General features: G+C 65.2%; 13 protein-coding genes. 6 read left to right on the top strand and 7 right to left on the bottom strand.

Translation table 11 applies throughout. The features are described 5' to 3' along the window. Positions 1 to 59: 59 nt before the first annotated feature. A complete protein-coding gene (locus tag C2U47_RS06205; protein ID WP_043152779.1) occupies positions 60 to 1,541 on the bottom strand; it encodes a GGDEF domain-containing protein in 1,482 nt (493 codons plus the stop codon). A 181-nt stretch (positions 1,542 to 1,722) separates the two neighbouring features. Here C2U47_RS06205 and ybaK point away from each other — a divergent pair, with 181 nt between their 5' ends. Further along, positions 1,723 to 2,193, top strand: a complete 471-nt coding sequence (ybaK, locus tag C2U47_RS06210; protein ID WP_043152781.1) for a Cys-tRNA(Pro) deacylase — start codon at positions 1,723 to 1,725, stop codon at positions 2,191 to 2,193. Between the two features lie 128 nt (positions 2,194 to 2,321). On the opposite strand, the gene C2U47_RS06215 is transcribed toward ybaK, so the two are convergent. From C2U47_RS06215 to C2U47_RS06225, 3 genes are read right to left on the bottom strand one after another with little or no spacing between them, the layout of a single operon-like run. Further along, positions 2,322 to 3,050: a GNAT family N-acetyltransferase gene (locus C2U47_RS06215; RefSeq protein WP_043152956.1), complete on the bottom strand. Its 729-nt coding sequence runs from the start codon at positions 3,048 to 3,050 to the stop codon at positions 2,322 to 2,324. A gap of 28 nt (positions 3,051 to 3,078) precedes the next feature. Beyond that, positions 3,079 to 3,516: a rhodanese-like domain-containing protein gene (locus C2U47_RS06220; RefSeq protein ID WP_103261509.1), complete on the bottom strand. Its 438-nt coding sequence runs from the start codon at positions 3,514 to 3,516 to the stop codon at positions 3,079 to 3,081. A gap of 18 nt (positions 3,517 to 3,534) precedes the next feature. Further along, the gene (locus tag C2U47_RS06225; protein ID WP_043152784.1) at positions 3,535 to 4,002 is read right to left on the bottom strand and encodes an OsmC family protein; all 468 of its coding nucleotides are present in this window, start codon (positions 4,000 to 4,002) and stop codon (positions 3,535 to 3,537) included. Between the two features lie 252 nt (positions 4,003 to 4,254). Between C2U47_RS06225 and pdxR the strand changes: the two genes are divergently transcribed. From pdxR to C2U47_RS06240, 3 genes are all read left to right on the top strand, one after another. Further along, on the top strand, positions 4,255 to 5,682 hold the full coding sequence (gene pdxR, locus C2U47_RS06230; RefSeq protein ID WP_043152787.1) for a MocR-like pyridoxine biosynthesis transcription factor PdxR: 1,428 nt from the start codon (positions 4,255 to 4,257) through the stop codon (positions 5,680 to 5,682). Positions 5,683 to 5,784: 102 nt separating this feature from the next. Beyond that, positions 5,785 to 6,669 (top strand): hypothetical protein, encoded by an 885-nt coding sequence (locus C2U47_RS06235; RefSeq protein ID WP_043152958.1) that lies wholly within the window; start codon positions 5,785 to 5,787, stop codon positions 6,667 to 6,669. Between the two features lie 37 nt (positions 6,670 to 6,706). Further along, positions 6,707 to 7,483 carry a substrate-binding periplasmic protein gene (locus C2U47_RS06240; RefSeq protein ID WP_043152789.1) on the top strand — a complete coding sequence of 259 codons (777 nt, stop codon included), beginning with the start codon at positions 6,707 to 6,709 and terminating at the stop codon, positions 7,481 to 7,483. A 15-nt stretch (positions 7,484 to 7,498) separates the two neighbouring features. Here C2U47_RS06240 and C2U47_RS06245 read toward each other — a convergent pair whose 3' ends face one another. Next, a complete protein-coding gene (locus tag C2U47_RS06245) occupies positions 7,499 to 8,374 on the bottom strand; it encodes a LysR family transcriptional regulator (protein ID WP_043152791.1) in 876 nt (291 codons plus the stop codon). Positions 8,375 to 8,502: 128 nt separating this feature from the next. On the opposite strand from C2U47_RS06245, the gene C2U47_RS06250 reads away from it, so the two are divergent. Together C2U47_RS06250 and C2U47_RS06255 are read left to right on the top strand one after the other, a co-directional pair. Next, the gene (locus C2U47_RS06250; protein WP_039040574.1) at positions 8,503 to 8,904 is read left to right on the top strand and encodes a CidA/LrgA family protein; all 402 of its coding nucleotides are present in this window, start codon (positions 8,503 to 8,505) and stop codon (positions 8,902 to 8,904) included. Then, on the top strand, positions 8,897 to 9,586 hold the full coding sequence (locus tag C2U47_RS06255; protein WP_010675703.1) for an LrgB family protein: 690 nt from the start codon (positions 8,897 to 8,899) through the stop codon (positions 9,584 to 9,586). The genes C2U47_RS06250 and C2U47_RS06255 overlap by 8 nt, the downstream gene beginning before the upstream one ends. A gap of 67 nt (positions 9,587 to 9,653) precedes the next feature. Here C2U47_RS06255 and C2U47_RS06260 read toward each other — a convergent pair whose 3' ends face one another. Together C2U47_RS06260 and metB are read right to left on the bottom strand one after the other, a co-directional pair. Continuing rightward, on the bottom strand, positions 9,654 to 12,107 hold the full coding sequence (locus tag C2U47_RS06260) for a bifunctional aspartate kinase/homoserine dehydrogenase II (RefSeq protein ID WP_048208473.1): 2,454 nt from the start codon (positions 12,105 to 12,107) through the stop codon (positions 9,654 to 9,656). Beyond that, on the bottom strand, positions 12,107 to 13,285 hold the full coding sequence (metB, locus tag C2U47_RS06265; RefSeq protein ID WP_010675705.1) for a cystathionine gamma-synthase: 1,179 nt from the start codon (positions 13,283 to 13,285) through the stop codon (positions 12,107 to 12,109). The genes C2U47_RS06260 and metB overlap by 1 nt, the downstream gene beginning before the upstream one ends. Positions 13,286 to 13,360: the final 75 nt, after the last annotated feature.

Raw genomic sequence — 13,360 nt, forward strand, 5'->3', positions numbered from 1 at the left:
TCCACAACAAACAGGGCGCCATGATGGCGCCCTGTTTTATTTCGCGATATGGCCTCTCATCAGGAGACCTGGTTGCGACCACGACGTTTTGCCTCGTAAAGTCGCTGATCCACGCACTGAAGCCAGTCATCCATACGCCTGTAACTCATCTGATAGGGCGTGAGCCCCACGCTGATGGTGACGGTGATCGCCTGGTGCTGGTACAGGAAGGTGTGCTGCTCCACCTGGCGCCGGATGCGCTCCATGATGATGTGGGCCTCCTCCAGGGTCGTGCCCCGCAGCAGCAGGATGAACTCCTCCCCGCCAAATCGCGCCACCAGATCCTTACTGCGTACCGCCTGCATCAGGAGCCCCGCCAGCGACGCCAACACGGCATCTCCGGCAAGGTGTCCATATACATCATTGATTTGCTTGAAGAAGTCGATATCTATCAAGGCCAGGCAGCAGGCCTCCCCTTCGGCGGGATGGTGCTGGACGTGATCCAGCAACACGTTTGCCTGCTGGAAAAAGCTGCTGCGGTTGGGCAGCTTGGTCAAGAAATCGTGCTCGGCGTTGAAGCGCAGCACCCGCTCCATGCGGCTGCGTTCGTCCTCCAGGTTGCGGGCGTGGATAAGGGTGCCAAGGGCCGTGGTGAGGGGCTCGAGCAGGCTGACATGGGTCTCGTCAAAACCACCCGGGCGGTTGGCCAGGGCGATCATGCCGATCGCCTCTCCCTTGTGGCGGATGGGAATGCCGAGGAAGCTCTCCAGGTGCGGATGACCACGGGGGGAGACACCGCGACTGGCTGGATGGCTCGGCAGATCGTTGCAGCACACCAGGGTATTGTGGGTCACCACGTGCCCAAACAGGTTGTCGAGCTTGCTGAAGATGAGCCCGCCCCGGCTCTGGCGCTGCTGCTCATACCAGGCATGGGTCGCCTCGTCCCAGGAGACATTGGAGATGGAGGGGACATAGAGACTGGGACAACCATCCTCGTACTGGATGATGCCGATGAAACCATAGGAGCTTTCGCTCACGCTCAGCAGCCGCTCGAAGACGGTGTCGCAGGCGGAGCCGAGATTGCGATCGAGCAGAAAACTCTGGTGAGCGGCCACCACGATGTCAAACAGCTGGCTCTGCTGCTCGACCCGCTGCTTGGCCATCACAGCCGAGGTAATGTCGTGCGCCAGCTTGACCACCCCCAGCAGGATGCCTGCCTCGTCGGTCACGGGCATGTAGGTGGCATGGAGCCAGAGGGGGTTGCCACCTTGCCTGACCCGGCGAAACTCCCCCGACTGGATCTCGCCACCCAATACTCTCTGCCAGAAGAGATCATGCTCGGCCTGCAGATCCGGCGGCAAGAGCATGAGATGGGACTGGCCCACCAGCGCTTCGGGGGGATAACCCAGCATGTCGCAAAACAGGGGATTGACCGAGACCATGCGACCATCGAGATCGAACTCGACCATGCCATAGGCCCGATCAAGGGCGGTCAGCCTGGCGAGGGTCTCATATCGATCCACCGCGTCGATATCGCGAGCGCAAAGTGCTGTGGTATTCATGGCTACGATTCCTTTCGATCGCCGGCGCATTGCATTGGAATGCGGGGACAAGTGCCCAAATCATAGGATCCGGCACCCGGTTACGCTAACACAGGCCCCGATTGGGTGTGAAGACTGGTTCTTGCCACATCCGGCTCCCGGGCGCAGACTGTCTGGCCTTGCCACGGTTCGAGGAGACCCCATGACACCCGCCATCAACTTGCTGAAAAAGCTCAAGATCCCCCACAGGCTCTACCCCTACGAGTGTGAAGCCCACGACGACTTCGGCAAGCATGCCGCCACCCAGTTGGGTCTGCCCCAGGCGCAGGTGTTCAAGACCCTGCTCGCCCATCACGACAAGCAGGCGGTGGTGGCCATCGTGCCCTCCTCGGGCATGTGCAGCCTCAAGCAGCTCGCCAAGGCAACCGGGCTCAAGAAGGTGGAGATGATGAAGCCGGCGGAAGCCGAAAAGCTGACCGGCTACAAGGTGGGCGGCATCAGTCCCCTGGCCCAGAAGAAGCTGCTGCCCACCGTGCTGGACGACTCTGCCATGGCCTTCGACGAGATCCTGGTGAGCGGTGGCAAGCGGGGGCTCTCGGTCGGCGTGGCCCCCGGGGACATGGTCCGGCTGATGAACTGGATTGCGGCCCCCATCGGCGATCATCACGACTGAACAAACAAAAGAGGCGCCATGACTGGCGCCTCTTGCGTCTGGATGTCGGATCTGGCGCCTTGTGTGCGAAGGATACCCAAAGCCCCGGCACCGGAAACCGCCCCGTCCCCGCGGGTGATCTGTCGCCCTCAACACGCCGCAGAGCGGCAGGCGGCGGTCAGTTCGGAGAGTCGGCGACGCTGACGCCCGGCATGGTCGAAATTGCCGTCCTCCAGCCAGCGCTCGAAGCACCCTTTCAGGGCGGGCCACTCGCTGTCGATGACGGAGAACCAGGCCGTATCCCGGTTGTGTCTCTTGTCCACCCGCGCCTGACGGAAGGTCCCCTCATAGTGAAAGCCCAGGCGCAGGGCCGCCTGGCGCGAAGGCAGGTTCAGGGCATTGCACTTCCACTCGTAGCGACGGTATCCCAGAGCAAAGGCATTGGCCATCATCAACACCATGGCCGCCGTCGCCAGCCGTGACTGCTGCATGGCGGGGGAGAAGTGAAGCCAGCCCACCTCTATGCTGCCCGCCAGGGGGTCGATGCGCAGGTAGCTCGCCAGTCCCAGCGCCTTGCCGCTCGCCTCGTCCACGATGGCGTAGAACTGGGGATCCCGCTTGGTGGCGACCTCCCGCAGCCAGACCCCCATGGCGGCCTCGTCCGCGAAAGGGCCGCTGGTCAGGTAAGTCCACATGGCCCCGCTGTCGGCACTGAATGCCTGCCACAGATCCCCCAGGTGGCGCTCGGGATCAAGGGGCTCGAGACGACAGCCCCAGCCATGCAGGGCGCGGTGGGGAGGGAACTCGGCGCCGCGCCATTCTGGCAGTGCACGCCCCAGAGGCTGCCCAAAGTCGTTGAAAAGGGCGGCGCCGGACAGGGAGGCGTCGCCCCCCTCATTGCAACGTTCAACAGGCACAGGCAATTCCCCCTCCCAGCAGTACTCCGGGCTCGCTGCCCGTGGCGACGGCGAAACCGTCCTGACGCCACCAGTGCAGACCCCCTATCAACTCCTTGACCTCAAACCCGAGGGACGCCAGCTTGTAGGCCCCCTGGGTCGAACCGTTGCAGCCGATGCCGTCGCAATAGCAGACATACACCAGGTTCCGGTCCAGTACCGCCGTGGTCGACGCCGTCATGGTCCTGTGGGGGAAGGAGATGGCGCCGGGAATGTGCCCCTCGGCATAGTGTGCGGGGGAGCGGGTATCGATGACCACGATCCCCGCCGCCCCGGCCAGCAGATCGGCGGCCAGATCCGCCGGATCGGTACGAAACTTCAGCTGGGCCTCGAAAAAGGCGCTGGCTTCGGCGGCCCCTGCCACCCCTGTGCTCAATACATGACTCATCCTGAACGCTCCTGATGACTAGATGACGATCTCTGTGGTGACGACGGTGGTGACCGAGTTGGCGATGAAGCACTCCTCATGGGCCTGGTGGTGCAACTGCTCCAGATCCGCCAGGGCGGGCTCCTGCTCTCCCCCGAAGATCACCCTGGGACGCAGGGTGACCCGGGTCATGGCGAGGCGACCTTGCCCGTTTTTCGCCATGATGCCGACCGCTTCGTCCCGGTAGCTCTCTACCCGATAGCCCGCCTTCGCCGCCAGCCAGAGGAAGGTGAGCATGTGGCAACTGGACAGGGCCGCCACAAGCGCCTCTTCCGGGTCCACATGTTCCGCCACCGAGTAAGGCAGCGGCACCACATGGGGAGAGGAGGAGGCCGGCACCCTGACCCCGCCATCAAACGCCCACTCATGGGCCCGGCTGTAACGCTGATCGACGAAGGGCTCATGCTCCCCCCGCTGCCAACTGATGGTGGCACTGTATTCCGACATGCAGACTCCTTGTGTTGCCAATCCGTGCCGCCTGCTGGCGCCACCCTGTGACCACCAATGTAGCGACAAAATGGCCTTGCCACGCCGACCAATTTTGCCAATATGGGCAGACCAATTTCATCGGGCCGCCACCATGACCATCCACCCCACCCGCTCTGCCCGTCGGTCGCCAGCCCCACAGCCGCGCCATGCCCTGCGGGCAGGATCCCTGCCTCGAAAGAGGCGCAACCCCCCCGCCAACGGGAGCGCATCATGACCGTTCTGCCAACGCTCTTCGCCAGCCAGCAGCAAGGGGATCTGCCCCTGCACGAACAACTGGTGCGTACCCTGCGCGAGGCCATCCTGGCGGGCCACCTGCCCCTGCACAGCCGCCTGCCCGCCAGCCGTCTCCTGGCCCGGGATCTCGGGATCTCCCGCAGCACGGTGGAACTGGCCTATGGCCGGCTCGAGGCGGAGGGGTATCTGGTGCGCAAGGTGGGCGCCGGCAGCTTTGTCGCCCTGGCGGCGGTGCGCCCCGCGCCGCGCCCGCCCCAGTCAGCGGCTGGCCTCTCCCGCCGCGGCCAGGAGATGGCCCTGGGTGGCGCCTGTCACGACGTGCCCGAGGTGGGCACCACCTTTGCTTCCAGCCAGCCGGATCCCCGTCTCTTCCCCCAGGCACTCTGGGGTCGGCTGATGCAGCAACAGTGGCGCCAGCGCGCCAGCGACTGGATGAACTACGGGGATCCCCAGGGGCTTGGGGAACTTCGCGCCGCCATCAGCAGCTATCTGGTGCAGTCACGCGGCGTGGTGTGCGAGCCGGATCAGATCCTGATCCTCACCAGCTCCCAGCAGGGGATCCTGCTGGCGACCCAGTTGCTCATCGATGCCGGTGACACCGTCTGGGTGGAAGACCCCGGTTATCCCGGGGCTCGCACCGCCATGGAGAGCGCCGGTGCCCGGGTGCATCCGGTGCCGGTGGATGAAGAGGGACTCAACCCTCATGGGGATCATCCTGCGCCGCGCCTCATCTATTGCACCCCGGCACACCAGTACCCCCTTGGCGTCCCCATGAGCCTGCCCCGCCGCATGGCGCTGCTGGCCGAGGCAGAGCGTCACGGCGCCTGGATCCTGGAGGACGATTACGACGGGGAGTACCAGTATGATCAGCGTCCCCTGCCCGCCCTGCAGGGACTCGACGGCCAGGGGCGGGTGATCTATGTGGGCACCTTCAGCAAGGTGCTGTTCGGCTCGCTGCGCCTCGCCTACCTGGTGCTGCCCAGGCCGCTGATGGACTCCTTCTGCCGCGCCCGGGCCGCCGTCGACGGCCACAGCAACCAGTTGCAGCAAGCGGTCACGGCAGACTTCATCCGGGGCGGGCACTTCGCCACCCACCTGCGCCAGAGCCGCCTCCTCTACCAGAGCAGACGGGATCTGCTGCTGGCGGAACTGGCCGAGCACTGCCCGGTGCTCACTCCCATCCACAGCGGCGCCGGCCTGCAGTGCGCCGTGCTGCTGCCCCCCGGTGGCGAGGCGCGCTGGACCGATGCCGCCAACGCCTGCGGGCTGGGGCTGCGCCATCTGGGCCAGTTCTACCTGGGCCCGCCGACGCTGGAAGGGTGGCTGCTCGGCTTTGGCTGCCTCGACAACCAGACGCTGCGCCAACTCTGTCGTCGCCTGGGTCTCTTGATGAAATCCGCATGACCCCCTTCTCAAGAGGTCAGATCTGCCAGAGCCTGATAGCGCTGTGTCGACGGGAATGGCCCGTCTATACTGGGCACAATCCCGTTGCCGAACCCGGTCAAGATGCATCGAATCCTGCTCCTTTTGCTCGCCCTCTCCCTCCCGTCCCTCACGATGGCGGCCACCCGCTTCACCCTGATCACCGGGGAAACCCAACAGGATGTCCGCATGAATTATTACCGGGCGGCGATGAGGCTGGCGCTGGAGAAAACACGGCCCGATTACGGCGACTATGAACTGCTCGACGCCATCAGGATGAACAAGGCGAGGATGCGGCTCGAAGTGCAAACGCCGGGCAAGAATGCCCTCTTCATCGTCGACAGCTGGCCCCAGGAGATCCCTCAACCCGGCGTCACCCTGGTCCCCTTCCCCATCGATCTGGGCGTGCTCGGCTACCGGGTCTGTTTTGTCGGCAGCGCCCGTGCCCAGGCCCTGGCCGGGGTTCACACCCTGTCCCAGTTGCAGCAGTTCACGCAAGGGGTGGGCACAGGCTGGCGGGATGCCGACATCCTGCGCTACAACGGCTTCAGAGTGCAGGAGGTGGATAACTATGAGTCACTGTTTCGCCTGGTGGCCCGTGGCCGGATCGATCTCTTCTGCCGTGGTGCCAACGAGATATTGAGCGAGTGGAAAAACCACAGACCCGGCCTGCCGGGGCTGACCGTGGATAGCCATGTCGCCCTCTTCTATCCGCTCATCCACTCCCTCTATAGCCACGCCACCTACAGCAAGGAGCGCGAGCGCCTTTTGCGCGGCCTGCAACTGGCCTGGAAAGATGGCTCCCTGCAGCGCCTCTGGCGCCATCATTTCCAGCCTTCCCTGGTCTTTGCCCGGCTCGATTCACGCCAGATCTTCCGGCTGACCAACCCGCAGTTGCCCGACGAGAGCACCGACTACCGCTCCTATCTCTATGACCCGATGAGGGATGACTTTGGCATCGCTCCCTGACTGGCTCGCCGGTTCTCCCCTGTCAGGCAGGCTCCCCTTGCGCACTCTCTGCCTGGCGCTGCTGCTTTGGTTGCTGCCGACCTGCGTCATGGCCGCCCCCGGCAGCATTCGTGCCTGCATGGAGAACAGTGATTCGCCTCCCTGGTTGCTGATGTCCGGCGAGGGGATAGTGCAGTTCCACCTCAAGGAGGTGGCAAACCGGCTCGGGCATCCCATCATTCTCACCCCCCTGCCCTGGAAACGCTGCCTCTCCCTCGTCAGCCAGGGCCAGCTCGATGCCGCCGTCAAGCTGAGCTACAGCGAAGAGCGTGCTCGCACCATAGGGGTCTATCCCATGCGACACGGGGCACCTGATCCCGCCAAGCGCCTGCTTACCGAGAGCTACAGCCTCTACCAGCCAAAAGGCGGACAGGTTCGCTGGGATGGCCGGCAGCTCGTCGCCCATGGCGTCATTGCGGCGCAATCCGGCTTCTCCATCGTCGCCCAGCTGCAGGAGAGCGGTGTCAGGGTGGATGACTCCAGCAGGGAACCACTGATCCTGCTCAAGAAGGTCGCGATGCAGCGCGCCGTTGCTGCCGCCCTGCAAACCGGGGTCGCAGAACGGACCCTGGCCGCCCACCCGCAGTTGCAGGCCACACTCGAGCGGATCACCCCTCCCCTGGTCGAAAAACCCTACTACCTCATCTTCTCCCACCCCTTCCATCAGGCCCACCCCGATCTCAGCCAACAGGTATGGGACGAGATTGAGGAGGTGCGACACTCCGCAGCCTATGCCCGCTTCGTCACAGGCATGGCGTCACCGGGGACCCCCTAACCCCAGACCCGCCCCTCAGCCCTGTTCGCGGCACAGGGCAAGCCAGGCCTCGGCGGTGCGGGAGAGGTAGCGCTCCCCTGGCCAGATCACCCCGAGCCGCCAGCTCAGCGCCGGGGCCAGAGGGCGCAACACCAGCCCGTCCGGCGTCAGCCGCCGGCAGATGGGCTCCGGCAGGAAGGCGACCCCCATGCCGCTTCGCACCATGGCGGTGAGAAAGTCCCACTGGCTGCTGCGGGCCGCCACCTGGGGCACGAACCCGGCTTGCTCGCAGGCCTGCTCCAGCCGCTCGCTCAGGGTGAAGGCCTGGGTATAGAGCAGGAAGGGTTCGTCCCGCAGAGCCTCCAGCCGGATCTCGCCCCCCTCGCGCCAGCGGGGCAGGTCCGGCAGCACCACCCGGATGGGGTAACTGTCCAGATCCAGGGCGCAGAGAGCCCCCTCTTCCCTGGTCGGCAGCATGGTGATGGCGAGATCCAGCTCCCCCGCCAGCACCGCCTGCTCGATGCGCCGCCCGCCATATTCGACGATGGAGAGCTCCACACCGGGGTAGCGGCTGCGATAGGTACGAATGAGATCCGCATAGACATGGCCCACCATGGGCGGGATGCCGAGGGCAAGACGCCCGGATTGCAGGCTCTGCAGATCCGCCAGCTCCGCCTCCAGCTGCTGCATCTCCGCCAGGATGGTCTGGGCCCGATTGAACAGCACCTGGCCGCTGTCGGTCAGGGTGAAGCGGCGACCGACCCGGCTCAGCAGGGGCTGGCCCAGCTCCTCTTCCATGTTGCGGATCATTTTGCTGATGGTGGGCTGGGTGACGAACAGCTTCTCGGAGGCGCGGGTGAAGCTCTGCTCCCGCACCAGCTCGACGAAGTAACGCAGGGCTCGAATATCCATGATGCTCTCTTGACGGGGATGGCTGGCTAAATCATGCCTCTTTGGCATGAGTTTGATAATTTAAATTCATTTTTTGCAGGTTTGGTCCCTCTCTATACTGTGAGCAGGTTCACAGAAAGACGCTTGCCATGAAAACCCTCTGCCTTCGCTGGTTGCAAACCCCCTTCCAAATCGCCCTGCTGGCGGCCATCTGGTTGCTGGCCGACATCGCAGTGCGCACCTTGCACCTGCCCCTGCCCGCCAACCTCACCGGCATGTTGCTGCTGCTGGTCTGCATCCTGCTCGGAGTGGTCAAGGCCCAGTGGTTCAGTGCCGGGGCCCGCTGGCTGCTGGCGGAGATGCTGCTCTTCTTCGTCCCCGCCGTGGTGGCCGTGGTCAACTATCAGGAGCTGCTGCTGCAGGAGGGGTGGCGCATCATGGTGGTCCTGATCGTCAGCACCGTGCTGGTGCTCGGCACCACGGCGCTGGTGGTGGACAGGGTCTATCGCCTCGAGCTGAAGCTGGCCCGCCGGAGTCGCCGCCATGTCTGACACCCTGCTCGGCCTGCTCTGCTTCGCCCTGACCCTGCTCTTCTACTACGCCAGCAAGTGGCTCTATGGCAAAAAGCGCATCCTGCCCCTGATGCCGCTGCTGCTGGCCCCCACCCTGCTGGTGGCCGTGGTGATGCTGTTCCACATTCCCTACCGGGACTACATGGCCGAATCCCACTGGCTGCTCTGGCTGCTGGGCCCTGCCACCGTCGCCTTCGCGGTGCCCGTCTACGAGAATCGCCAGCTGATGCGCCGCCACTGGCTCTCCCTCTCGGTCGGGGTCGTGGCGTCCGTGGTGATGGCGGTGGGCAGCACAGTGCTGCTGGCCCGCTGGCTCAACCTCTCCGAGCTGTTGCAGCGCAGCATGGCCATGAGATCCATCACCACCCCCTTCGCGGTGGAGGCGACCCGTTCCGTGGGTGGCAACGCCGATCTCACCGCCCTGTTCGTGGTGCTGACCGGCGTCATCGGCATGGCGGTGGGAGAAAGCGTGCTCACCGTGCTCGCCATCCGCAGCCGCCTTGGCAAGGGCGCGGGCTTTGGTGCCTCGGCCCACGGGGCCGGGACAGCCAGGGCCTATCAGATGGGCAACGAGGAGGGGGTGGTCTCCAGCATGGTGATGATGATCGCCGGCATGGCCACCGTGCTGCTCGCCCCCCTCCTGGGCCGGCTGTTCTGGTAACTCCGCTACCCGATAACAGAAGAGGCGCCCTGGGGCGCCTCTTCTCATTGCATCGTGTCACGCAGCCTCAGAGGCTGGCGCAGATCTGCCAGAGATCGTACTGGATGGCGGCGGCCGTCACTTCCCGGCCCGCTCCCGGCCCCTGGATCACCAGGGGGTTGGTGCGATAGCTGTCGCTCTCGATGGCGAACACGTTGTCGCAGGGCAAGAGGTTGGCAAACGGGTGATGGGGCTCCAGCGCCTCCAGCCCGACGCGGGCCTTGCCGTCGTGCTCGAAGCGGGCGACATAACGCAGCACCTTGCCGACCCGGCGCGCCCCCTCGAAGGCGGTCTGGATAGGGTCATCCAGCTCCTTGAGCCTGTCCATGAACTGATCGGCGGTCACCTTGCGCAGCGTGACAGGCACCAGATTCTCCAGCTCGATGTCGGCGGAGTCGAGCTCGAAGCCCGCCTCCCGCGCCAGGATGAGCAGCTTGCGGCGCACATCCTGACCGGAGAGATCCTCCCGGGGATCCGGCTCGGTCAGGCCGTGTTGCCACGCCTCGTCCACCAGTTCGGAGAAGGGGCGAGTGCCGTCATACTGCTGGAACAGCCAGGAGAGGGTGCCGGAGAAGATGCCGGAGACCCCCTGGATGCGGTCACCGCTCTGACGCAGCATCTGGATGCTGGACTGGATGGGCAGCCCGGCCCCCACGGTGGCGTTGTAGCGCCACTGCACCTGATGGTCGCGGCAGGTCTGCTTGATGCGCTGGTAAAACTCGCTGTCGGCGGCACCGGCAAACTTGTTGGCGGCGATGATGTGGATGCCGAGCTGGGCAAAGTCCGGGTAGTAGCGGCTCACCGTCTCGCTGGCGGTCATGTCGAGCGCGATCAGGGAGTCAAAACTGTGCTGCTCCAGCTGGGAGAGCAGCTCCGGCCAGATGAGCGGCTTGGGATGGAAGTTGTCCTGTACCTTGAGGGGATCCAGCCCCTCTTCGTCCAACAGCCCGCCCTTGGAGTCGAAGACCCCGTAGAGGGTGAGCGCCAGATTGAGCTCATGCTCGAGGCGCGCCTTCTCGCGGGCATAGAGCCCCAGCCAGTGACCGCCGATATTGCCTTTGCCGAACACCACCAGCCCGACCCGGGTCGGGCGGCTGAACAGGGCACTGTGCAGAGCGATGAGCAGCGGCTCCAGCACGATCTGGCGCAGCACGGCCACCAGGCTCAGGCCGTCTTTGGCCACCTGCACGAACTCCAGAGGCTGATCCGCCAGCAGCTGGTAGAAACGGTGGCACTGCTCGGCATTGTCGGTGACGCCGGCCCCCACCAGGGCGACCAGGCTGAACCCCTCCTTCTGGATGAGGCCGGTAAAGTTGCCCTGCAACTGGAAGTCACGGAGCACCTCGAAGGCCCCTTGTGCCACCTCCAGGGTGTAGGCCAGACGCAGGACCCGCCGATCCGGCTGGCGCTGCAGGGTGAGCGGATGGAGGCGATGGCGGGCCAGATGGGCCTCGATGGCCGCCACTGTCTGCTCAAAGTCCGTCTGCGGCAACACCTTGAGCTCGATGAGAGCGATCTGATCCACCGAGGAGACGATGCGGGCACCGCCGGAGCGGGGCGCACGGCGCAGGATGTGGGTACAGCCTTCGTCCGGATTGTAGCTGCAGCGCAGAGTGAGGCGCTGGCGGCTGTCGGCCACCGGCTGCAGGGTACGCGAATGCAGCACCGAGGAGCCCAGGCGCGCCAGCTCGTTGGCCTCGGCCAGACTCAGGCGCTCCAGCAGACGAGCCTCTTTCACCCGGCGCGGGTCGGCACTGTAGACCCCGGCCACGTCGCTCCAGATGGTGGTCGACTCCCCGTCCGCCAGCGCCGCCAGGAGGCTGGCACTGTAGTCGGAGCCGTTGCGCCCCAGCAGCAGGGAACGCCCCTCCATGTCGGCGGCGATGAAGCCGGTCACCACGATGCGACCGGCGTGCTCGGCCAGGCGGGCCTTGAGCAGCTCGCTGGAGAGGGCGGTATCCACCTTGATGAGGGCGCCGTCTTCTGCGCGCAGGAAACTGCGAGCATCGAGCCAGGCGGCCACCTCACCCCGGCTGGTGAGCAGGGCAGCCAGCAGGCGGGCGGACCACACCTCGCCAAAGGCGAGCAGGCCGTTGCGCTCGAAGCGGTCAAACTGCCCCTCCAGGGTCTTGGCAATCAGCTGCATGTCGTCCGTCAGTTGCTGGCTCAGATCGAGGTGAAGTTCCCCTTCCAGCAGGCCGTCGATCAGGCTCTGCTGATAGGCGTGCAGGGCGGTGATGGCTTCGCCTGCGGCCTCATCCCCCGCTTCCGCCAGCTCCACCAGCTGGATCAGCCGGTTGGTGGTCTTGCCTGCGGCGGAGACCACCACCAGCTCGTTGCCCCCCACCTGTTGCTCGACGATGCTGGCGACCCGGCGATAACAGACCGGATCCGCCAGGCTGCTGCCGCCGAACTTGTGTACATGGCGCCGCTTGAAGACTGCCTCTGTTGCCACCACACACTCTCCTTGTTGTTGTTCCATTACTTCACCTGCTCTGCCTGTTGTGCCAACTGCGCCTGTTCAAACCCCTGGGCCAGATCGGCCACCAGATCCTCACCGTGTTCGATCCCCACCGACAGGCGCAGCAACTGGGCACTGATACCCGCCGCCTGCTGGGCCGCAGGGGTCATGGCCCTGTGGGTCATGCTGGCCGGATGGGCCACCAGACTCTCCACACCGCCGAGGGACTCCGCCACCGAGAAGAGGCGCAGCCCCGCGAGGAAGGCGCGCAGCCCCGTCTCGTTGCAATCGAGCTCAAAACTTAGCATGGCGCCAAAGCCGGACTGTTGACGGCGCGCAATGTCATGGCCCGGATGGCTCGGCAGGCTGGGGTGATAGATCCGCTTGACCAGCGGCTGCTGCTGCAAGAAGGCGAGGATGCGATCCGTGTTCTCCTGATGGGTGCGCAGGCGCGGAGCCAGGGTGCGCAGGCCCCGCAGGGTGAGGTAGGAGTCAAAGGCACCGGAGGTGAGCCCCAGGCAGTTGGCCCACCACACCAGGGAGTCGGCCAGAGCCTGATCCTTGGCGATCGCCACACCCCCTACCACGTCGGAGTGGCCGTTGATGTACTTGGTGGTGGAGTGGACCACCACATCGGCACCAAGGGCCAGAGGCTGTTGCAGCAAGGGGGAGAGGAAGGTGTTGTCCACCACCACCTGGGCCCCCACCCCGTGGGAGGCCTCGGCGATGGCGGCGATGTCCACCACCCGCAGCAGCGGGTTGGAGGGGGTCTCCACCCACACCAGTGCGGGTTTCTGGGCCAGCGCGGCGGCCAGCGCCACCTCGTCTCCCTGATCCACGAACTGCACCTGGTAGTGGCCCTTGGCCGCCAGATACTCGAACAGGCGCCAGGTGCCGCCGTAGCAGTCGTGGGGGGCGATCAGCAGATCCCCCGCCTTGAGCAGAGCCGTGGTCACCAGGTGAACGGCCCCCATGCCGGTGCCGGTCACCACGGCGCCGGCTCCCCCTTCCAGGGCCGCCAGGGCGTCCGCCAGATTGGTGCGGGTCGGGTTGCCGGAACGGGCATAGTCGTATTGACGGGGCTCGCCAAAGTCGGCAAAGGTGTAGTTGCTGGAGAGGTAGATGGGGGGCACCACGGCACCGTGCTGCGTGTCTGTCTCAATCCCGGTGCGTACCGCCAGGGTGGCCTTGTGGGTCATGTCACTCTCCTTGATGGGTTGCCGGAGCCGGTCCGCCTCGTGTCGTCCAGCCCCGCTCTCATTTTCGCTGGCCGG

Origin of the sequence: Aeromonas sp. ASNIH7 (assembly GCF_002903485.1) — a bacterium.
In the GTDB taxonomy this organism is placed as follows: Bacteria; Pseudomonadota; Gammaproteobacteria; order Enterobacterales; family Aeromonadaceae; genus Aeromonas; species Aeromonas caviae.

Excerpts from the sequence above, each read along its gene's own strand:
- C2U47_RS06205 (WP_043152779.1), bottom strand. The coding sequence starts at position 1,541 with ATGAATACCACAGCACTTTGCGCTCGCGATATCGACGCGGTGGATCGA.
- ybaK (WP_043152781.1), top strand. The coding sequence starts at position 1,723 with ATGACACCCGCCATCAACTTGCTGAAAAAGCTCAAGATCCCCCACAGG.
- C2U47_RS06220 (WP_103261509.1), bottom strand. The coding sequence starts at position 3,516 with ATGAGTCATGTATTGAGCACAGGGGTGGCAGGGGCCGCCGAAGCCAGC.
- C2U47_RS06225 (WP_043152784.1), bottom strand. The coding sequence starts at position 4,002 with ATGTCGGAATACAGTGCCACCATCAGTTGGCAGCGGGGGGAGCATGAG.
- pdxR (WP_043152787.1), top strand. The coding sequence starts at position 4,255 with ATGACCGTTCTGCCAACGCTCTTCGCCAGCCAGCAGCAAGGGGATCTG.
- C2U47_RS06235 (WP_043152958.1), top strand. The coding sequence starts at position 5,785 with ATGCATCGAATCCTGCTCCTTTTGCTCGCCCTCTCCCTCCCGTCCCTC.
- C2U47_RS06245 (WP_043152791.1), bottom strand. The coding sequence starts at position 8,374 with ATGGATATTCGAGCCCTGCGTTACTTCGTCGAGCTGGTGCGGGAGCAG.
- C2U47_RS06250 (WP_039040574.1), top strand. The coding sequence starts at position 8,503 with ATGAAAACCCTCTGCCTTCGCTGGTTGCAAACCCCCTTCCAAATCGCC.
- C2U47_RS06255 (WP_010675703.1), top strand. The coding sequence starts at position 8,897 with ATGTCTGACACCCTGCTCGGCCTGCTCTGCTTCGCCCTGACCCTGCTC.
- C2U47_RS06260 (WP_048208473.1), bottom strand. The coding sequence starts at position 12,107 with ATGGAACAACAACAAGGAGAGTGTGTGGTGGCAACAGAGGCAGTCTTC.
- metB (WP_010675705.1), bottom strand. The coding sequence starts at position 13,285 with ATGACCCACAAGGCCACCCTGGCGGTACGCACCGGGATTGAGACAGAC.